General features: G+C 60.3%; 26 protein-coding genes. 1 reads left to right on the forward strand and 25 read right to left on the reverse strand.

The genetic code is table 11. The annotated features are described in order from the left end of the window. Positions 1-29 precede the first annotated feature (29 nt). Complete coding sequence (edd, locus tag M0654_RS08910; RefSeq protein ID WP_248682793.1) at positions 30-1,847, forward strand: phosphogluconate dehydratase; 1,818 nt, start codon at positions 30-32, stop codon at positions 1,845-1,847. A gap of 65 nt (positions 1,848-1,912) precedes the next feature. Here edd and M0654_RS08915 read toward each other — a convergent pair whose 3' ends face one another. The 25 genes from M0654_RS08915 to motC form a co-directional block, all read right to left on the reverse strand. Continuing rightward, a complete protein-coding gene (locus M0654_RS08915; RefSeq protein ID WP_199925181.1) occupies positions 1,913-2,269 on the reverse strand; it encodes a hypothetical protein in 357 nt (118 codons plus the stop codon). 176 nt (positions 2,270-2,445) lie between these two features. Further along, the gene (locus M0654_RS08920; protein WP_248682794.1) at positions 2,446-3,534 is read right to left on the reverse strand and encodes an ABC transporter ATP-binding protein; all 1,089 of its coding nucleotides are present in this window, start codon (positions 3,532-3,534) and stop codon (positions 2,446-2,448) included. Positions 3,535-3,555: 21 nt separating this feature from the next. Next, positions 3,556-5,211: a beta-galactosidase BglA gene (gene bglA, locus M0654_RS08925; RefSeq protein ID WP_248682795.1), complete on the reverse strand. Its 1,656-nt coding sequence runs from the start codon at positions 5,209-5,211 to the stop codon at positions 3,556-3,558. 39 nt (positions 5,212-5,250) lie between these two features. Then, entirely contained in the window at positions 5,251-6,411 is a 1,161-nt protein-coding gene (locus tag M0654_RS08930) for a carbohydrate ABC transporter permease (RefSeq protein WP_248682796.1), read from the reverse strand. 1 nt (position 6,412) lies between these two features. Beyond that, positions 6,413-7,426 (reverse strand): carbohydrate ABC transporter permease, encoded by a 1,014-nt coding sequence (locus tag M0654_RS08935; RefSeq protein WP_248682797.1) that lies wholly within the window; start codon positions 7,424-7,426, stop codon positions 6,413-6,415. A gap of 88 nt (positions 7,427-7,514) precedes the next feature. After that, positions 7,515-8,876, reverse strand: coding sequence for an ABC transporter substrate-binding protein (locus tag M0654_RS08940; protein ID WP_248682798.1), 1,362 nt, complete (start codon positions 8,874-8,876; stop codon positions 7,515-7,517). Positions 8,877-9,009: 133 nt separating this feature from the next. After that, entirely contained in the window at positions 9,010-9,909 is a 900-nt protein-coding gene (folD, locus tag M0654_RS08945) for a bifunctional methylenetetrahydrofolate dehydrogenase/methenyltetrahydrofolate cyclohydrolase FolD (RefSeq protein ID WP_248682799.1), read from the reverse strand. A gap of 104 nt (positions 9,910-10,013) precedes the next feature. Continuing rightward, positions 10,014-11,765, reverse strand: a complete 1,752-nt coding sequence (locus tag M0654_RS08950; protein WP_248682800.1) for a hypothetical protein — start codon at positions 11,763-11,765, stop codon at positions 10,014-10,016. A 149-nt stretch (positions 11,766-11,914) separates the two neighbouring features. Continuing rightward, entirely contained in the window at positions 11,915-12,457 is a 543-nt protein-coding gene (locus M0654_RS08955; RefSeq protein ID WP_248682801.1) for a hypothetical protein, read from the reverse strand. Next, a complete protein-coding gene (locus M0654_RS08960; protein ID WP_118851415.1) occupies positions 12,457-12,822 on the reverse strand; it encodes a hypothetical protein in 366 nt (121 codons plus the stop codon). Before M0654_RS08960 ends, M0654_RS08955 begins: the two co-directional genes overlap by 1 nt. A gap of 26 nt (positions 12,823-12,848) precedes the next feature. Continuing rightward, positions 12,849-13,400: a rod-binding protein gene (locus M0654_RS08965; protein WP_118851414.1), complete on the reverse strand. Its 552-nt coding sequence runs from the start codon at positions 13,398-13,400 to the stop codon at positions 12,849-12,851. Positions 13,401-13,599: 199 nt separating this feature from the next. Next, complete coding sequence (locus M0654_RS08970; protein ID WP_118848725.1) at positions 13,600-14,010, reverse strand: hypothetical protein; 411 nt, start codon at positions 14,008-14,010, stop codon at positions 13,600-13,602. Positions 14,011-14,020: 10 nt separating this feature from the next. Beyond that, positions 14,021-14,773: a flagellar biosynthetic protein FliR gene (gene fliR, locus M0654_RS08975; RefSeq protein ID WP_118848724.1), complete on the reverse strand. Its 753-nt coding sequence runs from the start codon at positions 14,771-14,773 to the stop codon at positions 14,021-14,023. A gap of 73 nt (positions 14,774-14,846) precedes the next feature. Beyond that, entirely contained in the window at positions 14,847-16,934 is a 2,088-nt protein-coding gene (gene flhA, locus M0654_RS08980) for a flagellar biosynthesis protein FlhA (RefSeq protein ID WP_248682802.1), read from the reverse strand. Between the two features lie 126 nt (positions 16,935-17,060). Then, positions 17,061-17,327 carry a flagellar biosynthesis protein FliQ gene (fliQ, locus tag M0654_RS08985; RefSeq protein ID WP_118848722.1) on the reverse strand — a complete coding sequence of 89 codons (267 nt, stop codon included), beginning with the start codon at positions 17,325-17,327 and terminating at the stop codon, positions 17,061-17,063. A 32-nt stretch (positions 17,328-17,359) separates the two neighbouring features. After that, positions 17,360-17,827: a flagellar hook assembly protein FlgD gene (flgD, locus tag M0654_RS08990; RefSeq protein WP_248682803.1), complete on the reverse strand. Its 468-nt coding sequence runs from the start codon at positions 17,825-17,827 to the stop codon at positions 17,360-17,362. Further along, a complete protein-coding gene (flbT, locus tag M0654_RS08995) occupies positions 17,818-18,267 on the reverse strand; it encodes a flagellar biosynthesis repressor FlbT (RefSeq protein WP_118848720.1) in 450 nt (149 codons plus the stop codon). The genes flgD and flbT overlap by 10 nt, the downstream gene beginning before the upstream one ends. After that, positions 18,264-18,611 (reverse strand): flagellar biosynthesis regulator FlaF, encoded by a 348-nt coding sequence (flaF, locus tag M0654_RS09000; protein ID WP_118848719.1) that lies wholly within the window; start codon positions 18,609-18,611, stop codon positions 18,264-18,266. The genes flbT and flaF overlap by 4 nt, the downstream gene beginning before the upstream one ends. A gap of 36 nt (positions 18,612-18,647) precedes the next feature. Then, positions 18,648-19,751, reverse strand: coding sequence for a flagellar hook-associated family protein (locus tag M0654_RS09005; RefSeq protein ID WP_118848718.1), 1,104 nt, complete (start codon positions 19,749-19,751; stop codon positions 18,648-18,650). 2 nt (positions 19,752-19,753) lie between these two features. Next, positions 19,754-21,226, reverse strand: coding sequence for a flagellar hook-associated protein FlgK (gene flgK, locus M0654_RS09010; RefSeq protein ID WP_248682804.1), 1,473 nt, complete (start codon positions 21,224-21,226; stop codon positions 19,754-19,756). Between the two features lie 43 nt (positions 21,227-21,269). Further along, complete coding sequence (locus M0654_RS09015) at positions 21,270-22,559, reverse strand: flagellar hook protein FlgE (RefSeq protein ID WP_248682805.1); 1,290 nt, start codon at positions 22,557-22,559, stop codon at positions 21,270-21,272. Positions 22,560-22,667: 108 nt separating this feature from the next. Further along, on the reverse strand, positions 22,668-23,339 hold the full coding sequence (gene rem, locus M0654_RS09020; RefSeq protein ID WP_248682806.1) for a transcriptional activator Rem: 672 nt from the start codon (positions 23,337-23,339) through the stop codon (positions 22,668-22,670). A 282-nt stretch (positions 23,340-23,621) separates the two neighbouring features. Further along, a complete protein-coding gene (locus M0654_RS09025) occupies positions 23,622-24,152 on the reverse strand; it encodes a lytic transglycosylase domain-containing protein (RefSeq protein WP_248683053.1) in 531 nt (176 codons plus the stop codon). A gap of 133 nt (positions 24,153-24,285) precedes the next feature. After that, positions 24,286-25,728 carry a flagellar hook-length control protein FliK gene (gene fliK, locus M0654_RS09030; RefSeq protein ID WP_248682807.1) on the reverse strand — a complete coding sequence of 481 codons (1,443 nt, stop codon included), beginning with the start codon at positions 25,726-25,728 and terminating at the stop codon, positions 24,286-24,288. Continuing rightward, positions 25,725-26,993 carry a chemotaxis protein MotC gene (gene motC / locus M0654_RS09035; RefSeq protein ID WP_248682808.1) on the reverse strand — a complete coding sequence of 423 codons (1,269 nt, stop codon included), beginning with the start codon at positions 26,991-26,993 and terminating at the stop codon, positions 25,725-25,727. The genes fliK and motC overlap by 4 nt, the downstream gene beginning before the upstream one ends. Between the last annotated feature and the right edge of the window lie 2 nt (positions 26,994-26,995).

Below are 26,995 nucleotides of genomic sequence, written 5' to 3' on the forward strand. Positions count from 1 at the left end.
GAGCGGGATTGATGACAAGAGGACATGCCATGGCCGCTCACTCGCGCATCGAGGCGATTACCGCCCGTATCGTCGAACGCTCCAAACCTCATCGCGAAGCCTATCTCGATCGGCTGCGCCGTGCGGCATCCAAGGGACCACATCGGGCGACCTTGTCCTGCGGAAACCTGGCGCATGGCTTTGCCGTCTGTTCCCCCTCGGAGAAGGCGGCGCTTGCGGGTGACGTGGTCCCGAACCTCGGCATCATCACCGCCTATAACGACATGCTCTCGGCCCACCAGCCCTACGAGACTTTCCCGCCGATCATCCGGGAAGCGGCGCGCGAGGCAGGCGGCATTGCGCAAGTGGCCGGTGGCGTACCGGCCATGTGCGATGGCGTGACCCAGGGCCAGCCGGGCATGGAGCTGTCACTGTTTTCTCGTGACGCGATCGCCATGGCGGCCGGTATCGGCCTGTCGCACAACATGTTCGACGCGGCCGTTTATCTCGGCATCTGCGACAAGATCGTTCCGGGCCTTGTGATTGCCGCACTGTCCTTCGGCCACCTGCCGGCCGTCTTCATCCCAGCGGGGCCCATGACATCCGGCCTTCCAAACGACGAGAAGTCGCGCATCCGCCAGCTTTACGCGGAAGGCAAGGTTGGACGGGCGGAATTGCTCGAAGCGGAGTCCAAATCTTACCACGGCCCCGGCACCTGCACCTTCTACGGCACAGCCAACTCCAACCAGATGCTGATGGAGATCATGGGTTTCCACCTGCCCGGTGCCTCCTTCGTCAACCCGGGCACCAAGCTGCGCGAAGCGCTGACCCGCGAAGCCGCAAAGCGGGCGCTGGCGATTACCGCGCTCGGCAACGAATTTACCCCGGCCGGCGAGATGATCGACGAGCGCTCGATCGTCAACGGCGTGGTCGGCCTGCATGCAACAGGCGGCTCCACGAACCATACGCTGCATCTCGTTGCGATGGCGCGCGCCGCTGGCATCCTTCTCACCTGGCAGGACATTTCCGAACTTTCGGACGTCGTACCGCTTCTGGCGCGCGTTTACCCCAACGGCTTGGCAGACGTGAACCACTTCCACGCGGCAGGCGGCATGGGCTTCCTCATCAAGCAGCTCCTGAAGCAGGGCTACCTGCATGACGACGTCCGCACCGTCTTCGGCCAAGGGCTTGAAGTCTATACGGTCGAGGCAAAGCTTGGCGCCGACGGGCAGATCGTTCGTGAGCCTGTTCCGGAAGAGAGCGGCGACCCAAAGGTACTGACGACGGTCGAAACACCGTTCCAGTCCAATGGCGGGCTCAAGATGCTGACCGGCAATATTGGCCGCGGCGTCATCAAGATCTCGGCGGTAAAACCTGAGCGGCATGTGGTCGAAGCGCCCGCGATCGTTTTCCATGACCAGCAGGAACTGCAGGAGGCCTTCAAGCGTGGAGACCTCAACCGCGACTTCGTGGCGGTCGTGCGCTTCCAGGGCCCCAAGGCGAATGGCATGCCGGAACTGCACCGCCTGACGCCGCCGCTCGGCGTCCTCCAGGACCGCGGCTTCAAGGTCGCACTCGTCACCGACGGGCGCATGTCCGGCGCCTCCGGCAAGGTGCCGGCCGCCATTCATCTCACGCCGGAAGCCTCCGACGGCGGCCCGATCGCCAAGATCAAGGACGGCGACATGATTCGTCTCGACGCCGTCAACGGCACGCTTGAAGTGCTGGTGGACGAAGCCGAGTTGGCGGCCCGCGCTCCGGCTGTTGCCGATCTGTCGGAAAACGAGTTCGGCATGGGCCGCGAGCTGTTTGCCGCGTTTCGCCGCAACGTCGGCCATGCTGACCAGGGTGCCAGCGTCTTCGCCTGAACAAGAAGCCATAAACGAGAAAAGGCGGCTCCAGGCCGCCTTTTTCATGTCTAAGTGCTCGATCCTTACCAGGAGCGGACGTCGAGCTTGAAGTCCTTGTGCCGGGGATGTGTCGAGAACACAAAGATCCGGTTCAATTCCTTCTCGGTCAGCACCCGCAGGAACCGAACCTCGATGGTGTTGTTCTGATTGGCGCGCGTCAGGAGGCAGCCAATCTTGCTGATCCGCGCGTCCGGAATATCGAGATAGAATTGCGACGGCAGGTCGTAATTGGTCAGCAGGCCGAGCACTGCCTGGCTGCGCGAAATGCGGATAACATCGCACCGGCGCTGGGCCATGTTGAGAACGCCTTTTTCCGTATATTCGATACGGCCTGCATTCATCGTGTCTTCCATTTTGAACCGCGTTTCGCGGTCGTACATGAAAGACTCTTCCTTATTCAAAAAATGATCTTTGTTCGCTGGAGCCGCTACCACGACACTCTCCTTGGCTTTATGGCCGCAGGCTAGTGGTGGAAGTTTAACAGAGGGTTTGGCAACCGCGCCGCATGCAGGTTTCCAACATCTGCGCCGGATTCTGGTGAACCAAGGCTTAAACGTTACTGCCGGTAGCTGCGCCCATCTGCATCGAAGAGGTGCAGCTTTGTACGATCGGCAGCAAACCGCATCGTGTCGCCCTTCTTGACGTTGAGGATGCCGGGGATCTTGGCGATGTTCGGCTCCTCGCCCGCCAGCCCGTCGATGTAGAGCAGCGTTACTTCGCCAAGGGCCTCGACGATCGAAACACGTCCCTCGAACAGATAATCCTCGCCGGACGCGACCGTCAGGTCTTCGGGGCGAATGCCGAAGCTTGCGTTCTTTCCGTTCGCGGACGCCGGCGTCTCGATCGGGATGGTCAAGGCCTTCCCACCCGCAAGGGCCACCGAAGTCTCCGGGCCAGCCGAGGAGATGGTGACCGGGATGATGTTCATGGCCGGGGAGCCGATGAAGCGGGCGACAAAGAGGTTCTTCGGGCGCTCGTATAATTCCAGCGGCGGGCCGACCTGCTCGATACGGCCAGCAGACAGCACGACAATCCGGTCGGCGAGCGTCATCGCCTCCACCTGGTCGTGGGTAACATAGATCATCGTCGTATCGGCCATCTGCTCCTTGAGCTTGGCGATCTCGATGCGGGTCGCGACACGCAGCGCGGCATCGAGGTTCGACAGGGGCTCGTCGAACAGGAAGACCTTTGGGTTGCGGCAAATCGCTCGACCGATCGCAACGCGCTGGCGCTGGCCGCCGGAAAGCGCCTTCGGCAGGCGGTCGAGGTAAGGGGTCAGTTGCAGGATGTCGGCCGCCGCGCGAACGCGCCGGTCAATCTCGGCCTTGTTCTCCTTCGCGATCCGCATCCCGAAGGCCATGTTGTCGTAGACCGTGTAGTGCGGATAAAGCGCATAGGACTGGAAGACCATGGCGATGCCGCGACGCGAGGGAGGAACGTCATTGACGAGCTGTCCATCGATGTACATCTCACCGCCGGTGATGCTCTCAAGCCCTGAGATCATGCGCAGGAGCGTGGACTTGCCGCAGCCGGACGGCCCGACAAACACCACGAACTCGCCCTGCTCGATGTCCAGGTCGATGCCGTGCAGCACCTTCACCTGGCCATAGGACTTGCGGATATCCTTCAGAACAACACCAGCCATGACTTCCCTCCCTGATCCTCGTTACGCGTGACGGGCGAAGAACGCCCCCCAAGCCGGCAGTTCCAAATGCCTGTCTTCCAGCCGCGCTTCGAAGCCGTGGCCGGTCAGGACTTCCCATTCACCAACAGGTAGCTGCGTGCTCACGCCTTCGGGGCTCATGTTGAACATGCACAGCAGGACCTCGTTGCCATACTGCCGCTTGTAGCCAAGGACCGATCCGTCTTCCGGCAGGAACAGGATATCCCCCTTCGACAGGGCCGGATGCTGCTTGCGGAAAGCGAGGAAGCGGCGGTAGTGCTCAAGCACGGATGCCGGGTCGCCATATTGAGCGCCGACTGCGCGCAACTGATGCTCGACGGGGATCGGCAGCCAAGTCTTCTCTGCAGTGGAGAAACCTGCCTGCAGTGCCTGACTGTCCCACACCATCGGGGTGCGGCAACCATCGCGCCCCTTGAACTCCGGCCAGAACTGGATGCCATAAGGGTCCTGCAGGTCAGCGTAAGCGATATCGGCTTCGGTGAGACCAAGCTCTTCGCCCTGGTAGATGCAGATTGAGCCGCGCTGCGTCATCAGGATGGCCGAGACCATCTTGGCGTAGCTGTCGCGGTCGAGCACGTCCTGGCCCCAGCGGCTGACATGGCGCACGACATCATGGTTGGAGAAGGCCCAGCAGGCCCAGCCTTCGGGTGCTGCGGCAGAAAAGGCGTTCTGCACCTCGGCAACACGCGTCGGTGTCAGCGGGTCCGGCGCCAGGAACTCAAAGGCGTAGCACATCTGCATCTTGTCGCCCCCGGAGGTGTATTCCCCGACGATCTCCAGACCGCGCTGGCTGTCGCCCACCTCCCCCACGGCGGCAATCGCCGGGAACTCCTCGAGCACGGCGCGGAAGCGCTTCAGGAATTCCAGGTTCTCCGGCCGGTTCTTGTCATAGAGGTGTTCCTGGAAATTGTACGGGTTGACCGCCGGTGCGGTCGAGGCATTGCGACGCGATGGATCCAGCGACGGGTTGTCGCGCAACAGCTTGTCATGGAAATAGAAGTTGATGGTGTCGAGACGGAAGCCATCGACACCGCGCTCCAGCCAGAACCGCGTCATGTCCAGCAGCGCATCCTGAACTTCCGGGTTGTGAAGGTTGAGGTCCGGCTGCGAGATCAGGAAGTTGTGCATGTAATATTGCATGCGGGTCGGGTCCCAGTGCCAGGCCGAACCGCCGAAGATCGACAACCAGTTGTTGGGCGGCGTGCCATCCGGCTTCGCGTCGGCCCAAACGTACCAATCCGCCTTGGGATTGAAGCGGCTCGACCGGCTCTCGATGAACCAGGGGTGCTGGTCGGAGCTGTGCGACATCACGAGGTCGATCATCACCTTGATGCCGAGCCGGTGCGCCTCTGCGATCATGCCGTCGAAATCCGACAACGAACCGAACATCGGATCCACATCCGTATAGTTCGACACGTCATAGCCGAAATCCTTCATCGGCGACGGGAAGAACGGCGAGATCCAGATCGCATCGGCACCGAGCGCTGCAATATGCGGCAGGCGCGCGGTGATGCCCTTCAGGTCACCGATGCCGTCGCCGTTCGAGTCCTGGTAGGACCGAGGGTAGATCTGGTAAATAACGGCCCCACGCCACCAGTCCTTATCCGGCGCTGCAGGGGCCTCTGCGGGAATGCTCATTCACTATCCTGTTGTCGTTCGATTGTTTGTCGCAGCCGGTTAACCGCCCTTGACCGAGCCGGCAAGCAAGCCCCGTACGAGATATCGCTGCAGTGCAAAAAAGACGATAATCGGGACAATGATGGTGATGAATGCGGATGCGGTGAGAATTTCCCACTTGCCGCCCATCGAACCAAGCAGAGCATTCAGTGCGCCCGTCAGAACCAGTTGATCCTTGCCGGTACCAAGGAAGACCATGGCGACGAGAAGGTCGTTCCAGGTCCACAGGAACTGGAAGATCGAAAAGGAGGCAAGCGCCGGGAAGGACAAGGGCAGGATGATCTTCACGAAGATCTCGAAATCGCTTGCCCCATCGACCCGCGCCGACTCGATGATCTCGCGCGGCAGGCCGGCAATGTAGTTGCGCAGCAGGTAGATCGCGAGCGGCATGCCAAAGGCGGAGTGCGCCAGCCAGATACCCGCATAACTTCGAGACGGCAGGCCAAACAGGTTGCCGATCTCGTTATACATGCTCAGCAGCGGAATGAGTGCCATCTGCAGCGGCACGACGATCAGCCCGACCACGAGCGCGATGATCAGCGCCCTCCCCGGAAACTCCATCCATGAAAGCGCGTAAGCTGCAAAGGCGGCGATGAGGATTGGAATGATCGTGGCCGGTACAGCCACCGTCAGCGAGTTGACGAAGGACTGGCCGATCCCCTGCGAGGTCAGCACGGTGCGGTAGTTGTCGAGCGTGAAGGTGGGCGGCTGGGCGATCGACAGGTAGACGCGCTTGCCGCGGCCGTCACCGAAGGGCGCGTTCTTCGTATAGGTGTAGGTGCCGTCCGCGTTGACCACCAAGGTTTCGCCGTCACCGATGTCGGCGGCTTCACCGGCATCGTACTCGGTCGGTGCAGCAACACGGGTGCCGAAAGCCCGCACGGTGCCGGATTTCCCCTCCTCGAACACCGAGCCGGAGATCACGTAGTTCGAGCCCTCCTGCTTTGCCGTCGAAGGGTCGGCGAGGCGCGCCGCGCTGGTCTCGGCTGCACCGGTCAGCGCCGTCCACCAACCCGACGCGGTGATCTGACCAGCTTCCCGGAACGACGTGACAAGAATGCCGGCCGTCGGGATGAGCCAGAGGAGGCAGATCAGCAGCACCGAGAGATGAAGGAAAAGACGGGGGAGGCCGATGCGGCGAAGGCTTGCGGTCGCGTTCATGTCAGTGGCCCCCTGTTTCCTTGTTCGCCTGACGGATGTTCCAGATCATGATCGGCGTAACGGCCGCCATCAGGACAAGCGCGATCACCGCGCTTCGGCCGCTGTCGCCGCCGCCGCGGAACATCCAGTCGAACATCAGGTTGGCGAGCACCATCGTGTTCCACTGGCCGTTGGTCATGGTCAGCACGATGTCAAAGACCTTGAGCACGAGAATGGTGATGGTGGTCCAGACCACGGCGATCGTGCCCCAGATCTGCGGCACCATTATCTTCCAGAAGATCTGCCAGCCATTGGCTCCATCGATGACCGCCGCCTCAATGGTTTCTTCCGGAATGCCGCGCAGGGTGGCCGAGAGGATCACCATGGCAAAGCCGGTCTGGATCCAGACCAGGATCGCCATCAGAAAGAAGTTGTTCCAGAACGGCAGCGCGATCCACACCTGTGGATCCCCGCCGAAGAACTGAACGATTGCGTTGAGGAGGCCGATCTGCGTTTCGCTGCCGCCGCGATATTCGTAGATGAACTTCCAGATGACGGAGGCGCCGACAAACGAAATCGCCATCGGCATGAAGATCAGGCTTTTGGCAATATTACCCCACCAGATGCGATCGGTGAGCACCGCGATCACCAGTCCGAAGAAGGTGCAGGCGGCAGGCACGACGGCAAGCCAGAGGATGTTGTTGAAGATCGACTGGCGGAACTGCGCGTCCTGGATCGCCCAGCGGTAGTTGGCGAGACCGACGAAGTTGGTGCCGGAGCGATCGTAGAAGGACAGGATGAAGGTCGCCACGACCGGGTAGACGAGATAGACGGCGAGCAACACGAGCGCGGGCCCGAGGAACAGCCACGGCCGCACCACCGCACGCCGGTTGAGGTTGACCGATGCCTTGCGGACGTTATCGACCGGCACCGGGAAGATGACCTGCAGAACCTTGTCGGACAGCCAGTAATAAAGTGCACAGACAAACACGCCGGCGATCACCACGCCGACGGACGAAACAATCTGCCATGCCATGCCCAGCCCCTCCGACCAGTTGTGCGGGTCTTATTATCCGAGCCGGAAGTTTCCGGCTCGGTCAGTCGTCAAACGCGTTCCCACGGAATTATTTCAGCCCGTCCCAGGCCTTCTGGATATCGGCGCCGACCGTCTGCGCGTCCTTGCCGCCGACATAGTCGATCATCCCGGTCCAGAAGGCACCGGCACCGATCTTGCCCGGCATCAGGTCGGAGGCATCGAAGCGGAAGGTGGTGGCCGTCGTTAGGATCTCGCCCTGCTTCTTCAGGATGTCGTTGGCATAGGCTTCCGGATTGACTTCCTTGTAGGGGGTCAGGAACGAGGCCTGCGCCATCCAGACTTCATGCGCAATCGGCGTCTTCAGGAATTCGATGAATGCCTTGGCGGCCGGCGAATCCTTGGTGATGGCGAACATCGTGCCTGCCCCGAGAACGGGCGTGCCGAGGTCCGGCTTGGAGGCATAGGTCGGCATATAGAAGAAGTCGGCATCGACGCCGAGTTCGGTATCCGGCGGGAAGAAGGATGGAATGAAGGATGCCTGGTGGTGCAGGTAGCACTTCGGCGGAATGCCGAAGAGGCCCTTCGGGCTGTCGCGGAAGTCGGTCGAGGCGACGGCCGCAACGCCACCGCTCACATATTTGTCGTTCTTGGCAAACTTGCCGAATTCCTCGATCGCACCGACCACGGCCGGATCGTCGAACTTGATCTCGTTCGATACCCACTTGTCGTAGGTTTCCGCTGGCTGGGTGCGCAGCATCATGTCTTCCACCCAGTCGGTTGCCGGCCAGCCGGTCGCGCCGCCGGAGCCAAGCCCGATGCACCACGGAACGCCACCGTCTTCAACGATCTGGTCGCTGAGCTTGATGAGGTCTTCCATGGTTTTCGGAACCTCGTAGCCGGCTTCCTCGAAGTTCTCCGGCACATACCAGACCATAGACTTCAGGTCGGCCTTGTAGGGGAAGCCGAAGAAGGCCTCGTTGCCGTCCTTGCCCTTGTAGGTGCCATAGCGGATCCAGTCTTCGCCGGAGCCGTAATTGGTCTTCACCCAATCCGCGTTTTCCTGCCCAAGCGGCGTCAGGAACCCCTTGGTCGCGAGGTCCGCCAGAAGGCCCGGCTGCGGTATGATGGCGATGTTCGGCGGCGAGCCGGCTTGCGTATCGATGACGATCTGCTGCTCATAATTTTCGGAAGAGGAGTAGCGGCCGTTCACCCCGGTGGCGGCATTGAAATAAGCGAGCACGCTGTTGAAGAGCACTTCATCTTCGCCGCGCCAGGGTCCGAAAAGCGTCAGGCTCTGGCCCTTCAGGTCGGCATGTGCTGCCTTGAACTCGTCATAGCTCTTCCATGTGAAGCGCGAGTCTTCGCCCGGTGCGAATTTCAGTTCCTGTGCTACCGCGCCTCCCGCAATCAGCGCCGCGACAGCCGTTCCGATCCAAAACGAAGTTCTCATCAAACGTCCTCCCATTATCCGGCGTTGTACGCTGCCGGATGTTCAAGCATGGGAGGAAATTTAACGCGCTCTTGAAGGAGTCAAGGGTTGCACCGACACACGGGAACAATTCGCAGTTTCCCGCAGCCGGATGTCAGAACTTCGGCGGGGTCTTTCCGGCCGCGCGATGGGCGGCGATCACCGTGTTGGCCATCAGCATGGCAATCGTCATCGGGCCCACGCCGCCGGGAACGGGCGTGATTGCGCCAGCGACTTCTGCGGCCTCGGCGTAAGCGACATCGCCCACGAGGCGGGTCTTGCCCTCACCTTTGTCAGGCGCATCGACGCGGTTGATGCCGACATCGATGACTGTGGCGCCCGGCTTGACCCAGTCGCTCTTGACCATCTGCGCACGGCCAACCGCAGCCACCAGGATATCGGCGTTGCGGCAGACGGCAGCGAGGTCCTTGGTGCGCGAATGCGCCATGGTGACGGTGGCATTGGCGGCGAGCAGCAGAAGCCCCATCGGCTTGCCGAACAGGTTGGAGCGCCCGATCACCACCGCATTGAGGCCAGACAGGTCGTCGCCATGGATCTGCTTGACGAGCAGCATGGCGCCGGCCGGCGTGCAGGAGATGAGGCCCGTGGACAGGTCACCGGTGGCGATCTTGCCGGCGTTGACGACATGCAGCCCGTCAACATCCTTTTCCGGCGAGATTGAGAGAATGACCGGCTCGGCATTCAAATGCTTCGGCAGCGGCAACTGCACGAGGATCCCATGGATCGCCGGATCAGCATTCAGTTCGGCCACGAGCTTCTCGAGCTCTTCCTGTGTGGTTTCTTCCGGCAGGCTGTGCTGAATCGAGTTGAAGCCGCACTGCTTGGCCATCTTGCTCTTGGAATTGACATAGGCGTGGCTTGCCGGATCGTTTCCGACAATGACGACCGCCAGGCCCGGCTTGACGCCCACTTCGGCTTCGAGCTTGCCTGCCGCTTCCGTTACGGCTGCAACAACAGAGGCTGCCGCCTGTTTTCCATCGATAACCAAAGCCACGCTTCCCTCCAAACTGACTGTCCATGTATACACGAACGTGCTGAGCTAGCGCCTACGGCTATGCGACCCGCAGGCACCAAAAGCAAGCAGATTCGGGACGCGGATTACCTGCGGCCAGCCATACGGCTAGCGGAATGTAGTTCGACACGCTCGCGCAGATCCGCCATGTGCTGGCGCAGCCTGCGAAGCTCTTCCGCCTTCTGACGCTCTTCGTCTGACATGCGCGGAGCATAGGTCGGTGCGGTGTGCAGGCCTGAACTGACGGCGGCGACGAGCGGCGGGAGCGCTTCGGTCGCCGGGCGACGGTTTGCCATCAACAGGTCACGGATCTGGTCGCCCAGAAGCACATCGTTGGCCGCGGCCGGATAGGCGCGATATGCGGCAGTAGGCCGGTAATCGTCGTCGTCGAAATCGTCTTGCGGCTCTTGGACGTAGTCGTCGTAGAACGCAGGTTCCTCGGCGTAGTCGGCGGCTTCGTCTGGCTCGGGATACGCTAGAGCCTCGTGCTCGTGTTCAACAGCGTGCGAAGTCTCCGCCTCGACCTCGTCCTCATGCTTCCGTCTGCCGAACATGCTGAAGAACGCGCCGAGACCAACGCCCGCAAGCGCACCGCCCCCGGCCATCTGCTCCAGTGTCCAGCCGAGCCGCGTCGCCGCCGCTGCCGTGGCAGGAATGATCACTTCCGTCTCAGCGAGCGGACCTGTCGGCTGCGTTTCGGCGCGCTGCTGCGCCTCAAGATAGTTTTCGCGCGCCTCACGCACCGCCGTTTCCAGAACCTGAAGACGGGCGGCGGCATCGGCTGCAGTCTTATCCTGTGGGTCTGTCTTCTGCTTCGCCTTGAGGTCGGCGAGAAGCTTGTTGTTTTCCGCCTCCTGCTGCCGAAGAGAGGAAACCAGCCGCTTCAGCGCATCCTGGATGCCGCTGCGGACTTCGTCCAGTGCGGTCTGAGCCGCGAGAAGCTTTGGATGGCGGGGGCCAAGACTGCCCGAAAACTGGTCGACCAGCAGCCTTGCCTCGACGTAATGCTGCCGCTGATAATCAAGTCCGGTATATTCCAGTGCATCAGGAAGCGGGTTGGCCAGCACGTCAGCGAGCTTCAGCGCCGAAGCCTGGGCAATCTTCGTCTTCAGCTCAGCCGCGCGTGCTTCGGCCGCAGCAATCTCGGCTGCACGCTGGCTGCTTTCGCGTCCGCGGCGCCGCAACTCCCCGACCTTCTGCTGGCCGACCTTCTCGACATAACCCGAAAGTGCAGCTTCCGCACGCTCCAGCGTCTGCCGCAGCTTCTCAACGATCGGCTGCGACGCCTCGGACTGCGCCCGGATCAACTCGTTGCGGAAGGTCTGGCCTACCAGATTGGCAATGCGGGCTGCTTCGGCGGGATCGGCCGCGGTGGCTGAAATTCGTGCCTGTCTTGCCGCTTCGTCATAACGGAAGTCGATCGCCTTCCCCAGCGTCTCGCGCAGAGCGCTTTCGGCTTTGGCCACAGTGTTTTCACGACCGGTGACGATATCGGAAACGATCCGAACAGCGCTTGGCCGCGCCGTCTCGCCATTGAGGTTGAGCGCGCGAACGAGATTGTCGAGGTTTGTCTTCGAGCGCAGCATGGAAGAGGCGTTGGCAACGGTGATTTCGCCGGCGCCTTCCACCTTGAGCAGTGTTTCGGCACTGTATTCCCCCGGCGTCATGGCGAACAGCCCGGCGCCCGAGGCAAGACCGACCGCCGCCCAGAGCCCGAGCTTCAGCGGCATACGCCGCAGCGATCGCGACGGACGAAATGCTGCCTTGTGCTCATGGGCCTCTTCGTCACGGCCCTGATCCGGTTCTAGCCAATGCTGCATAAGGGCGACCACGCTCATTCCTGCTACCGGCGGGCAGCATATGAACACAGCCTAAATTTTCATGGCAAAGAAATCGTTAATGCAACGGAGGAAGACCATGCGCAGCCGCCCATAAAACGAGAAAAGCCGGCCACAAGGACCGGCTCTCGTAGTTTCCAGAATGACGATCAGTGGCCGGCGGTTTTTGCCGGTTCCTCGATCTTCACGCCCTCAACGATCTTCTGGCCGGGATTGGGGTTCTTGTTGCCCCGGGATGAATTGTTGCGAATGTCTTCCTTGGAAAGGTAGTCCAGCTGTTCGACCAGCACCTCAGCAACCAGGCCGTCGCCGAGCCTCTTGTTGATGCTGTCCTTGATGTTCGAGCGGAACTTGTCGAGCTCGAAGCTGCCCGGCTTGCTCAGATCGACCATCTTGTTGCCGATCAGATGCGTGAAAAGCTCGTCGGTCGTCAGCTCCGTCATCGGCAGCTTGACGCCCTTGATCTTCTCCTTGTCCATCATGAACGAGATCCGGCTCAGGAAGTAGCCGGTAATCACGCCATCGGACAGTACCGGCACGGTGATGGACTCACCGCGCACCAGTTCCTGCATTTCCTTTTTCTTGGCCTCTTCGTCCACCGGGGGTGCCGGCTTGTTCATCTGCACGGCGCCATAAACCGCGCCGAGCGTGACAACGCAGACCCAGAGACCTGTCAAAAGGATCTTGATCATCAGACTTCGCCGTAAGTGAACTGTTCTTGCGTGTAGGTGCCGTCACCGTCGGCGTCACGTGCTGCATTCTTCAAGAGGTCAGCGACGGTGCGAACGGCATGAAGGTGAGCCTCGACGCGGCGTGCGTTGACCGCGAGCTTTTCCTTCAGGCCATGCATCTGGTCGATATAACCGACAGCCAGATCCTTCGGATCGGTGCCGCGGAACAACATGGTGAGTTCGTAGAGGCAGCGGCTCTTGTGGGCATTCGAGACCTTCAGGTCGAATTCCGGGTCGCGGCCAATCCGTTCATTTTCATTATCGATTATCATTTCCAGGCGTCCGAGGACGGTCTTGATTCGATAATCGTTCGATACGACTTCCATGTTCTCTGTCCCAGTCTGAATCATTATCAGGCCTCATCCTTTTTGCCGACGCCCAGAACCTGACGTTCGAAATCGGTCACCATGCTCATGGCGCGGCTGCGGTCTGTCTCATTTGTGGTCGCGTTCAGTTCGCTCTTGTTCGCCGCCCGGTTCAGGGCCTGCGCATACATCTGTTCCGCAATGCCGACGCCGCCGCGTTGCGACATCTCCTCGGCAATCTTTTCGGCCATCATGCTCTTCCAGAATTCACCGGCAGAGCCCTTGCCGTAGACTTCTTCGGTTTCCTTCGGCAGCATGGTGTTGATGAAGTTCTGCAAGATCGTGGCCTCGAACTTGCGGTATTCATCCGGCATTTCCGCCAGCTTCTTCGGCGCTTCGGCATTTCCAAGCCCGGCGCGCGTCGCCGACTGGTCGATGATGTTCATCGCCGCGCCGAATCCCTTGCCGGTTTCAGCGAGACTGGAAGCCGCAAATGCAGCCTTGTTCGCCTTCAGCTTTGCCTGTGCCTCCTGCACGGCATTGGGATCGGCGGCACGGACAACGTCCAGAACCAGATCGCTTGGAGGTGAAATCGCCACGTCACGTCCTTTCATCAGCACCTGGCGCATTCCCTGGGATGTGCCGGCGCGCAGCAAGAGTTGAATCAGCATCTGATCCACCAGCGCCACGTCGAAGAGCGGCGCGTGATCAGTACTAGATCTCAACTATGACAATTGAAGCTTGCAGGAGGCTGATCAGTGTAAAGGGCAGCGCTAATTATCGCATAGGTTGCCGCAATTAGTCCTTTGGTTCGATGGCCTGGAGGCTCATCGTCATGTCGATCAGTTCGTAGATCGCGTTATCGGCAGCCTCGCGGTCTTCATGTTCGCGCGCTTCCTTCATGTTGTCCTGCAGGCGGTCACCTTTGGTGCGCTCGCGCATCACCTTCATTTCCTGGATCTGCTGGACGCCCGCGAGCTGCTTTTCCTTGACCGTCAGGCGGCTGAATCGCTCGGAATATTGATAGGCGAACTGGCGATGAATCGGGTTCACCGAGCCGATTGCCTCAATGACCTCTTCCATGGACTGGTTGACCTCGGCGCGATGGCGCGTGGTCGCGGCAAGCTCGTGTTCGGCCATCTTTTCCAGGTGCCGCTGGACCGCCACGAGGCGCTTGAGCTTTTCGGATCGCTTGACGGGAGAGGCCATGTTCCAGCTCTCAGAAGGATGTGAAGATCGGCGCGAACCCGCCGGCATACTGGCGGATGAGCGCTGCAATCGAAAGGTACATCATGAACAGCCCGCCCATGATGAGGAAGGGCGCCGAAATGAAGAAGATCGGGATCTGTGGCGCGAGCTTGTTGATGAGGCCGATGCCGACGTTGAACATCAGGCCGAGAATCAGGAACGGGCTCGCAAGCCGCAACATGATCATCGTTGATGCGCGCAGGGTGTCGGTCAAGGTGATCAGCATCTTCTGCGGATCGACGATCGCGCCGACGGGCGTCGCGTTGTAGGAATCGACCAGCGCGCGGAACACCAGATGGTGGAAGTCCATCATGAACAGCAGCAGCAGGCCGCTCAAGGTCAGGATGTTGGTGAGTGCGTTTTCCTGCGTGTCTTCGATGACGTCCGCACCACCAGGAGCGGTGAAACCGATCGACATCGCGGTAATCGTGCCCGCATACTGCAGCCCGAGCGTATAAAGCCTGGCGATCAGGCCGTAGACCATGCCAACCAGCGCCTCAGTGAAGATCAGGCCGATGAAGGTTGCGCCGGGTGCGGACGCTTTCGGGTAGATCATGTCCCAAAGAACAGGCAGGACCGCCATCGAAAGTGCGATCGCGGTCAACAGCTTGATCTGCTGCGGAATCCGCGAGCTTCCGAAACCCGGAAGGGTCATCACGCATCCGCCAATCCGGCAGAAGCAGAGAAACAGGGCAAGTATGGTCCCTTGCGGATCCGTGATCATGAGAGAATCGTCCTTCGCGGACAATGTAGAACACGCCGGAGCGGAATACCAATCACCGCTCCGGCGTATCCCCTTACGAGATTGACCCGAGGATCTTGATGTCGAGACCCTTCGCGAGTTCGACATGCGAGAGCACGGGCAGCGTGGCAAACAGTCGCTCGATGATCATGCGGACGTAAGAGCGCGTCTCCGGCGAGGTGACGAGCACGAAGGGCAGGCCTCGGTCCATGAACTCGCGGATCACCTTGGTCGCCTGCTCGCTGAACTCCTCAAGCGTGCGCGGGTCGATGTCGAACTCGATCACTTCGCCCTTGTTGTCGCGCTTCAGCGCCTGGTGGAACAGCATGTCCCACTTGTTGCCGAGGCGCAGCACGCGCAGGACGCCGTTGTCGGCCAGGTCGCCGCAGAGTTGCTGCGACATGCGAACGCGAACGTGCTCGACGATCTGCTCGGTCTTGCGGACATGTGGTGCAAGCTCGGCCACCGCTTCGAGGATGAGGTGCAGGTTGCGGATCGAGACGCGCTCGGCAAGCAGCAGCTTCAGCACCGCCTGCAGGCCGGAATACGACATATGCGAAGAGCAGATCTCGTCGGCGAGCTTCTTGTATTCCGGATCGAGACGATCGATCAGGATCTTGACGTCCTTGTAAGACAGAAGCTGCGGCAGGTTGTTGCGAATGACTTCCGACATATGCGTCAGCACGACCGAAACGTTGTCGATCGGATGGAAGCCTTCGCGCTTCAAATCTTCGGCGAAGGTTTCGAGGATCGAGACCGCCGGCATGCCGAATGCGGGTTCGCGGATCTCGTCGCCCGGGATGCTCGGCTTGCGGCCCGAACCCGTGACGACCAGAACGTCGCCGACGCGCAGCGTGTTCGAGGCGATCGTCGTGCCGTGGATGCGGATCTGGTAGGACTTCTCGGCGATTGCGATGTCGTCGGAGACCTTGATCTCGGGCACCACGAAACCGTATTGCGTCGCGAACTTCTTGCGCATCTTGCCGACGCGGAAGGCCAGTTCCTGGTGCTGTCCAAGCAGTCGGGTCGAGACCTGCTTGCCGAGCGCCAGTTCGATCTCGGCGGTCTTGAGCGCAGACTTGACGGAATCCTTCTCGGCTTCCTTGGTCTGGACGACCTTCTTTTCCTCGTCTTCGCGACGCAGCTTGTTTTCAGCTTCGATACGACGTGGAACAAGCCAGGCGCCAAAGCCCAACAGGCCGCCCAACGTCACGAACGGCAGGAAGGGCAGACCCGGAATAACTGCAAGCAGGCCCATCAGGCCACCGGCCATCGAAAGCGCGCGCGGGTAACCGCCGAGCTGGTCGATGACCGCCTTGTCGGTCGAACCGGAGGTGCCGCCGCGGGTGACCAGAAGGCCGGCTGCCAGCGAAACGATCAGGGCCGGGATCTGCGAAACAATACCGTCGCCAACCGACAGCTTGACAAAAACGTCGGCCGCTTCGCCAATCGGCAGGCCGTGGCGGAAGTAACCGATAATGATGCCGCCGAAGACGTTGATCGCGGTGATGATCAGGCCGGCGATTGCATCGCCACGGACGAATTTGGATGCACCGTCCATGGCCCCGAAGAAGGAGCTTTCTTCCTCGAGTTCGGAGCGACGACGCTGCGCCTCCTTCTCATCGATGATGCCGGCCGAAAGGTCGGCGTCGATCGACATCTGCTTGCCGGGGATGGCATCAAGGGTGAAGCGGGCGCCGACTTCGGCGATACGGGTAGCACCCTTGGTGATGACGATGAAGTTGACGGTGATCAGGATCATGAAGACGATCACACCGATCACGAAATCGCCCGACATGACGAGGCCGGAGAAGCCGGCGATCACGCCGCCGGCGGCGTCGTGGCCTTCGTGGCCATGCGAGAGGATCACACGAGTCGTCGCGATGTTGAGCGACAAACGCACCATTGTCGCGATCAGCAGGATGGTCGGGAAAGAGGAGAAGTCCAGTGGCCGCTGGATCCACAATGCCACCATCAGGATCAGCACGGAAAAGGCGATCGAGAAGGCAAGACCGACGTCGATGAGGAACGCCGGGATTGGCAGGAAGAGGATACAGAGAATGGCGACGATACCGGCAGCAAAGCCGACGTCTCTGCCGTTCGGTGTCACCTTCGGGATGGATAATGCAGGTGGTTGCGCCATGGTGCTTCCGTCTCTTCATGAGAAGGTGGCAGGGAGTTTCCTGCCAATTTCACCACCGGCTCTAAAGGATGAAGCTTGCGCGAAGGTGGGCAAGCTTGCGCTTTTCAGCCTGTGCGGCTGAACCGGTCAGAAGCCTGACTGGACGCGGGAGAAGACAAGGTTGGCGAAGAGGTTGATCTGCCCGCCGATGAACGGCGCCGTGATGCCGATCGTGACCATGATCGCAACGATCTTCGGGACGAAGGTCAGCGTCATTTCCTGGATTTGTGTCAGTGCCTGGAGGAAGGCGATGGTGACACCAACCACCATTGCCACCAGGACCGCCGGACCGGACGCCACGAGGACAGTCCAGATGGCGGCCTGCATGATATCAAGGGCATCGGCTTCATTCATTGCGCCGGCTCCAACATTCTAGATGCTCGGCGTCATGCCGAAGTTTCGTCACTGCCCGTGTCGTTGCCGCCGGTGCTCGGTCCAGGCTGATTCGAAATCACGATGCCAGGCTGGATGAGTACCTTATCACCCTTCTCGGTGACAGCCACCAGACCATCGGAATAAACTTCGACCTGCTTCACCACGCCGGTGATCTTGTCGTCGGCGCTGGTGATGGTCTTGCCCACCATGTCAGCGGCCTGCGAGAAGGCGTTCGCCTGGATCAGCGACTGCAGGTTCGAGTTCATCTTCACGGACTGCTCGACCTGGGAGAATGTGGCCAACTGGGCAACCTGCTCGCTCGCGTCCATGGGGTCGGTCGGATCCTGATACTTCATCTGCGCGATGAGGAGTTTCAGGAAGCTGTTGTAGTTCAGGCTCGCCGCCGACGAGTCCGTCTTGGCCGCTGCGCCATTGCCGGCAGCGTAGGGGTTGTTGGCGTTGATGCCGTCTACCGCCACGGTGCGATCTCCTTGCGGATGAGCTCGACCGTCGCCGGTGCGATTTCCTGGTTGTTCAGGATCCGGTCCTCGATCGGGTAGAGAGCGCGGATGGCCTTCAGTGCGTCGAAGGCGCGACCCGAGGCAACCATGCCATCGATACGCTTCAGTTCAGCCAGCACCTCGTCGTCCTGGAAGCAGGTGAGCAGCATGGCCACCGACTTGCGGAACAGCGCGCTCGACTGGTCCTTGCCTTCCGGGTTGATCAGCATCATCTGGGCGATGAAGTAGAGCTGACGCAGCGGCGTCGTGGCATCTTCCGGCTGAAGAACATGGTTTTCCAGAAGGAACGTGACGTCGTTGAGGAATTCCAGCGCGACCTTGCGATCAACGCGCAACACGGCGCCGTTGATGAAGATCCGCTCGCCGGACTTCAGAGAGATGCGAAGCGTACTTTTCATTTAAGTCCATCCCTAATGATGGTTGTCACGTCGATGATGCCCTGGAAGTTGGTGGATTCACGCTTCCGGATCTTTTCGCATTCCTTGAGGATCCAGATGGCAATCGAGATCAAGTCTGCGCGAAGTTCAGTGGCAAGTTCGTTATCAGGCTGCTTCAGATCCTCGATGAAACGGATCCAGACGCGCCGGGTATAAAACAGTGCTTCAATCGTGGTGCGGGAGTAGCTTCCCTCATCACGAGCTGCCGCCAAAAGCTCAATAGAGCGATCGAGGGCCTGCCGTTCACGATCCTTGGCGTTGGCAACGCCATCTTCCATGATTTCGGCATAAGAAAACTGGTACATCATGTATCCTTCATCTTCACGAGCTTCCCCTGATCATCAAAGGAAGTTTGCTAGACTTAACTGTTGTATCTTGGCCGTGACCGCGTAGGCGGTTTCGAGAAGCGTCTTCATCGTATTGAGGCGGGTCGCCGCCTCCTCCGGATCGACACCTTCCATCGCCACCAGACCCTTGGTCAGAATATCTTCTTGCGCCTGCAAGCTTTCGCCAGCCTTGGCAACGCGTTCGGTCGAGATACCAATCGTGGTGCGCTGCTGGTTGATGCTGTCGACGCCGTTCATGGCGCGAGCAATGACGGTGGTGGTGCGGGTTGCGACAGCTTCGCGCGCGCCCTGGCTCATTTCGCCCTTCAGGAACTCCATCGAGATGATCGAGGCGAAGGCGAAGTTGCGCATCCCCTGGCTGTTGGCGTTGGTGGAACTTTCCACCACTTCGCTCGGGCTGATACGGACCTTCATGTTCTCGTCGCTGGCATCAGAGAACACAGCCTTCCAGAGATCCTGGCCGGCGATCGCTGCTGCGTGCGGCGGAGACGACAGAGGCACCTCACCCGTGAACTTCTTCTCGAGGCCGGTGAGGAAGCTCTCCATCTGGTCCTTGGTCATGGCCGAAGCAGAAGCGATGCTGTTCGAGCTCAAGAAATGATTGAATTCCGCATCGATAGCCGCCTTGGCCGGTGAACCTGCGGCAAAGTAATCGTTCATCGGCTTCACGTCGGAATTGATGCCGGCGAAGATATACTCGCCCTGGACCGCCGTGTTCGCGAAGGTCGTGAAGGATTCAAGCGCGTTGGTCATGGCCTTGCGCGCCGTTGCCAGGCTTCCCTCGTCGCCGGAGTTACCGAGCGTCAGGATTGCGCTCTGGATGGTCAGCGCCGATTCGTTCATGTTCGCCAGCGCAAGCTCGGTCGTCTCGAGACGCTGGGTCGCCAGCGCCGCAGAGCTGACCAGGCTGTTTATGCGGGTGATTTCACGAGACAGATCAAGCGCGCGGGAGGTGTTTGCGCCAAGCGCTACGCCCAGGTCCGCGTGCTTCATGGTGACGGCTTCCTGGTTGGCCTTCACCATTTCACGCTGAACGCCAGCGATCGAATTACGCATCGTCGTCTGGATGGACAGCGTGGATACGAAAGAAGTCTTCATGATCAGCTCGCCATTGCCAAGAGTGCTTCCATCATCTCGTCGATGGTCGACAGAAGCTTGGTTCCAGCCTTGTAAGACTGCTCGATGTCGAGGAGCAGCGAGAGTTCTTCATCAAGGCTGACACCCGTGGTGCTGGAAAACACTTCCAGCGTGCGCGTCAGGAGCGCGGTCTTCGTTTCGTCCGAAGACGTTGCCGTGCTGCGGATCTGTTCGAGCCAACCCATCGAGTCCGCCGTCAGCGAAATGAGGTTAGGCGCATCACTAATCTCGGTGCGGCTGTCGAAGGCCATCGGGTTGGAGAGGTTTTCGTTGTACTTGTCGAGGAGCGCGCCGTAGCTGCTGCCGCCGGTGTTGACGACGTAAGGCCCGCCATTGATACCGCCGTCGCGCAGCTTGTCGGGGGAACCTGCCGGCGGCACGACGACCGGATTGACCAGGATGCGGGATGCGAGACCCGGAATAATGGTGCCGACTGGCGGGACATCGCTCTGCTGGACGCCCGATGTATCGCGGAAGGTGAACAGGCCGGTCTTTGGCGTCAGTGTGCCGGTCGGGCCGGTTTCGGCAAAGGCCGTGATCAGGCCGCGGGCGATTTCGTCGAGCTGGTTCTGGAAGGTCGGCGCGATCTTGTCGCGAAGCTGGAGATGGGCCTGCAACGAGCCCTTGGCAGTCGTGCTTGCGCCGTCACCGGCCTTGAGCAGGACGCCATCGATATAAACGCCATTGCCGACCGTCGACGCGTCGTAGCCGATCGTGGCTTCGAAGGTCACTTTGCGTGGCACCGCTTCGAACAACGTCACGCCGTCGGTGGTGTAGAGCACCATGTCGTTGTTGTCGCCGCGCGTGTAAGAGGTGACGCCAACGATCTCGGAAATCTTCTTGACCAGCGCATCACGCTCATCGAGCGCGTCGTTGGCATCAGCGCCCGTCGCGCTGGCATTCTTGACGCGATTGTTGGCGACTTCGAACTTGGCCAGAAGCGAGTTCAGGTCATTGACGTTCTGCTTGATCTGGTCGTCCGCATCCTTACGGATCAGCTGCAGCTTGTCGGAGGCCGTGTTGAGCGCGGTTGCAAGGTCGCGGGCACCGGAAATGACTGCGATGCCGATGCCGCTATCATTGGCCTTGGCCGAGAACGCATCCAGGTTGGTGCGGAAATTGGCGATCAGGACGGCGGGGGAGAACTCGTTATTGTTGCCCCCCATCAGGCTCTTGATCTCGGATACGCCATTCAGAAGTGTGCGCTGGCCTACGGCGATCGACGTGCTTTCGATCGTCTGGCGCATGAGCGGGGAGTTCCCCGCTCGTGCGATTTCTCCGATCATCGCGCCGTTGCCGCCGGTTACGACGAGTGCCGAACGGCGGACGTAGTCCGGGTTCTGGGCATTCGCGATATTCTTCGAAACAACGCTGGCCTGGGTGCCTGAATTGTTGAAGATCGACTGCGCCGTGGATAATGCGGATGCGAGCGACATTTTTTATGAGCCTCTTGAGATTAATTCTCGCGATCAGTTCGAACTATCTCTTCAGATTGATAAGAACGTCCATCAAATCGGAGCCGGTCTGGAAGACCTTGGAGTTCGCGGTGTAGACGCGCTGCGCCTCGATCATGTCCGTCAGCTCGCTCGCAATATCGACGTTCGAGCTTTCCAGAGCACCGGAGTAGATCTGGCCGAAGGAACCCGACTGCGGGAAGCCGATGGTCACGACGCCGGAGTCATTCGTCGGCAGGTAGGTGTTGCCGTTCTGGGGTTTCAGCTTGTCGATGGCCGGCACGGTCGCGATGGCGATCTGGTAGATCGGCCGGCGTCCGCCGTCCTGGTAGACAGCCGTGACCACGCCATCACCACCGATTTCAACGTCGGTGATCGGGCTTGGCGCGTTGCCGTCGATGATGCCCTTGCCGGGCGTGAAGTCGCTGGCAAACTGGGTCATGTTCGACAGATCGATCTCGATATTGAGGCCGCCGGTTGCTCCGTCATTCGGATCAGAGATCACGATCTTGTCTGGAGACGACGACGCCAATTTATTGGTGTTCGGATCAAAGGTCAGGGTAACGACAGACTTCACCAGATTTGCTGCCGGCGTTGCCGTGTAGGGGAAGCCCCCGTTGGTGGACTGGTCCTGACGATAGACTGCAACCTCCCACTGATTGTTGCCGGTCTTCGTGTAGTAGAAGTCGTACAGAACTTTTGCGCCGGCATGGTCGTAACCGGTCAAGGAGCTCTTGTTGCCAACCACCGCGCTCGCATTATTCGTGCTCGGTCTATCCGCTAAAACGGTGACCGCGTCAGCCCGCTTGTCGAGGTTTGCCGGGAAGCTACCGGCGCTCGACGGCGAGGAGACCAGGCCGAAGTCGTTGATGTTGATCGCTTCCAGACCATTGAAGCCGTTGACGACGGCTGCCGGCGGGTTGGAGCCGTAGGGGTAACCCATCAGCTGGAAGCCGGCCGTGTTCGTGAGGTAGCCGTTGGCGTCCTTCTGGAAGGCGCCTGCACGGGTCAGATATGGCGTGCCGTTCAGGTCACTGACGATGAAGAAACCTTCGCCCTGGATGGCGAGGTCGGTATTCGACGTCGTGTACTGGATGCCGCCCTGCTCGGAGATGCTGTAGCGAACGTTGGTCGATACGCCACCCGATGAATACGAGCCCTGCGTGGAAGGCAGAACCAGCGTCGAAAAAGCCGTCGACGAACGCTTGTAGCCGACAGTGCTCGAGTTGGCGATGTTGTCGCCGACAGTTCCGAGACGGTTTGCCTGAGCATTCATACCCGAGACCGACGTCTTCATCGTGCCGAAAATACTCATCGGAAATCTCCTTATTGTGTGATTTGGAGAGTATCGTGCGGGCCTTGCGTGAAGCTGTCTGCTTATCGGTTTCCGCCGAAATTGCGGAATGCAAGGCCCTGCTGAAAATCAGTTCCAGTCGATGCAGTAGCCGAGGAAACGCTTGGAATCGACCGGGTCAAAGCCGAGCTTCTTGCGCAGCTTCTTGCGCAGCTTGCTGATGTGGCTTTCGACGACGTTCTCTTCGACTTCTTCGTCGAAGATGCCGTAGATGGCATTGAAGATCTGGGTCTTCGACACGCGACGTCCGCGGTTCGCGACTAGGTATTCCAGGATGCGGCGCTCGCGGCGCGGCAGGGGGAAGACTTCGCCGTCGATTTCCGGATCACGGCCGTCGGAGAAAACCCGGATCGCGCCGATGTCGGTGTAGTTCGAGATTGCCTTCAGCCGGCGACGGATCGCAGCGGCACGCGCCAGGATCTCGCGGGGATGAACAGGCTTCCTGACAACATCGTCAACGCCGCTGTCGAAAAAGGCCAGGGTGGCTTCCAGGGATGGATGGTCGCTGACTGCGATTACCGGAGCCATCGAACGGTCGCGAATGGCCCTCGGCAGCTCGAGCGAACGATCGCCCTGGCCGATGAGGAAGGCTTCGACTGCCGCGATATCCGAGTCAGCTGCCGTGTTTACCCATTCGCCGAACTCCCGCGGGTCGAAACCCGTGGAAGGTATACCTTCGCGTCCAAAAAGGGATGTGTATCCGTCTTTAACGAGCTCGCGCTCATCAACCACTACGATCATTCGTCCGCCTCCGAATCAGTTGTGGTGTTTCAATGGAGCTATGGGTACGAATCGACGGAATCTGGCACAAGCTGTGTGAAGTTAACCAAACAAATTAATAGTTGATTAAGAGTGGTGCCGCGATTTGCACTAGATCTAGTGTGTGCCTCGATTTGGCACACAAAAATCCAGTGGAAAAATTAACACATCGTAAATACGTGCTTGCGTGGCAAAATCTTGCCACATGAGTGCCACAATGCAATCCAGCAACTCTGGACACTGGGCGAAACAATCTGTGGTTGCTTAGCCGTTGCAGAATCCGGACGCGTTCGGCGTCCATTGGCCGTAGCCGGTGGCGACCAGATTGCTGATCACGCGGCATACATATCGCTTCTGAGCGGGGTTGTTATTTGGCCCCGCATGGTATCTTGCTACCGCCATAGTCCAGGTTTCATGCCTGTCATGAAGGTTGCGGAGAAACTTCGCCGCATACTCGACGTTGCGCCGAGGATCGAACATTTCGGCAGGCGAGGAAAAGTGTTCGCCATGAAAATGATGGTTGATCTGCATGCAGCCGATGTCGATCAGCTTCTTGCCGCTCTGCCGCGCCGCGTAGAAGGTGTTCATCGCCTCCTGCTGCGAAGGCGGGAAGAAGGCCTTGCCTTCGACATTCATAGCAAGCGGACTGAGGTTTCCCTTGCGGCCGCTCTCCGTCAGCCCGACCGAATATAGTACCCCTTCAGGAACGCCATACTTTGCCGCTGCAGCCTGGATCTCACGCTCACAGACACCGCCATGCGTCGACACAGCTGCGTTGGCAGGCGCACGCCCCATGGGAGCCACTTTGGTTGGTTGCACCTGTGATCGCGGCGCAGGCCGGGCTCTGGGGGCTGACTGGGAGACAACAGGTGGCGCCTCGACGTTGCCGCCCCAGCCGCCGGGGCTGAAGAGCGAGCCCGCCTGAGCGTCAAAGGTAGAGCTGACCAGGCCGACCGTTACCAGAACCCGCAGTTTGAGAGTCGTCTGATACCGCATCGATGCCCCTCGCGCCCTGCACCGTTCTCTGGCGTGCTTCTGGCTGTTCCTGTCCCCTGCCGGCGGAGAAGCCCTGCTTCCCCCCGTCAGCGGCGCTCTGCTGGCTCTGCTGGCCCGCCTGGTCCTGTCGGCCGCCGCTCTTGTCCGAGTCCGCCGTTGGCGAAATGCTGATGGTCACCTGGTCGACTGCAAAGCCCTGCGCCCTCAGCGCGTCAACGATGCCGCCGCTGTCTTCGCTGAGCTGCCTGTAGGCCGCACGTGTTTCCACCACGAGATGGACATTCAGTTCCTCGCCATGCAGGCGCAGCGTCGCCGTCACCTGACCGAGGTCATGCGGGTTCATCTGCAGCTTCAGCATATTGACGACCGTGCCGGTACCGCTCTGCGCAGCTGCATTGGACAAGCTGGAGCTTGGCTGCATCGCTGCCGACCACTCGGAGTCCCCCGAGATCAGTGCCGTCAGGTTGGCGCTGTTGGAATTTGGCGCCAGACCAAGGAAACGGCGCGAGTCGATCACGGTAACCGTCTCGGCACCTGTGTTTGAAGATGCCTTGAACTCGACCGAGCGCTCTGCGGCATTGCCGCCGATGCGCATGTCGACGCGCTGGTCGTTGCGCGCATTCGTCAAACGGAATGTCCGGCCTGCCGCATCGGGGGCTTCAGTGCCCGCCGGCATGGCAAGCGGATCCGGAGACGTGCGCGTGCCAGCGACGGCGTTCTTCGAGCCCGCCTCGGAAACGATCTCGGCCGATTGAGCCTTGCCCTCGGTGTCGCGCACACGCTTCGATGGCGCGTTCGCCGCCGGTCTCTGAATCAGGCTGCTGATTTCGGCAGCGGGTCCCGCGCCTTCGCCCAGCAGCGACAGCATGTCGGCCACCTTCGCATCGTCTGCCTTCAGAATGGTAGTATCCGGCTCGGACGACATCGCAGCATCGGCTTGCAAGTCGCTCTTCGCAGACTTCACCCGCTCAAGCTCCTCGGACTTCTTCACCGCGTCCTTGGCGCTCAAGAGAGCGTCACGCAGCTTGCGCTCTGCCGGCGTCAGCTTGACGTCCTTCGGCGCGTCGCCACGTGCATTAGCGATCTCGCCGCTTGCGCGCTTCGCAAATTCAGGCCGGATGTCGATGATCGGCCTCGCCTTGACCGGCTTGGCTTCGACCTGGACCTCAACCGCATCTTCTGCGGCGACGTCCATCTCCAAGTCCTCGGCCGCGCCCCCCGCATTGCCCTTGCCGCCCTCGCCGTCGAAGCCGGACAGCGCATCGGAAAAGCCGTTGGATTGCGCGCCGGCACCCTTTTGGCTGGAGCCAGCCTGCTTTGCCGTCGTGGCCGCGTCCACGCCGGGCGCCTTGCCACCAAGAATGTCGGTAATCATTGAGACAGCCCCTCATCCTTCAACAACGCGTCAACGGCATCCAACCTCTTGCGACCGGTGTCGACATAGGTTCGGAAAGCGGGATCAATCGCCGCAGCCGCCTCGTCGGATTGTTCCGGCGCGGCAGGCGCTTGTGCTTGATCCCGTGTCAGTGAAGCATTTGTCTGTGTGTCTGTTCCTTGGGGCACTCTGACTGGATCGTCTTGTGCGAAACTGTCCACGCTTGGACGACTAACAACTTGTTCGGCAATGGCTTTTGCCGCCTGCCTCAAGGCTCTGTCGCGCGGCGTCAGCGTTTCGTCCGCAACGGTGTCCATGGCTTGCACGGCGGAGGTGATATCCTTCGTGGGAACGCCTGCCAGCCCACCGTAGAGGCGCGCCAGGGCTTCCGGCGTCGGCCGCCCACCCAGCGCTTCCGCCTTGGCCGAGATCATGCGCGCCAGTTCCGTCTTGCCGGCAATCGCCGCAGAACGGGCAATGCGCAGGAAGATCTCCCGGCGGCGGTCGATATCCATCGCCTCCAGGGCTCCGTCGATATCGTCTTCGGTGATCTCGCCGAAATGCGCCACGACCAGTTGTACGAAGAAATCGGCAAACTGCGAGGCGTAGGGCGAATGGAGGAAGCGTCGTGCGTATTTGCGCGAATACGACAGCGCCTGCGGCACCATGTTGCCATCGACAGTGATCGCGACCGAGCGGCGCAGGGCCGCCTCCTCGATGATAGTGCCCGGTGCCGTCAGACGCGCCCAGTCATACGCCGACAGTGCCGCCTTCGGGTCTTTCTGGACGAGCACATTGCCGCTGACGAGCGCAAGGTATGGTCCGATCTTCTGGTCGCGATATTCTGTCGCCAACTCATTCAGCGTGTTCGACGCAAGGGTACCCTTGCCGCCGAGATATTTCCGAAGCGCATCGGCAACACGGTTGTCGAACTGGCCCGACAGGTCGCGCGAGGCGAGATACTCGAGCGTTGCCGGATTGCCGCCGCTCATCGCATAGATGAGCGCCGCATCGACATTGCGCGGATCTTCGAACACGGACGGATCTGCCGTGCGTAGCCGCTGGTCGATCGTGCCGAGCATGAAACGCTGCATCTCGCCAGCCGAGTGGTCGCCGTTGACGACCGAGTCCTGCACGAACTGCAGGGAGCGCAGCATCGCGTAAGGAGCCAGATCATTTCGCTCCTCTGCAGAAGCCGAATGGACCGGAATGCCCCCCAGCACGAGCCCGACAAGAAGGGCCGATCTTAACCGCGCCAAAGCCATGA

The sequence above is a fragment of the Neorhizobium turbinariae genome (assembly GCF_023223505.1).
Lineage (GTDB): Bacteria > Pseudomonadota > Alphaproteobacteria > Rhizobiales > Rhizobiaceae > Neorhizobium > Neorhizobium turbinariae.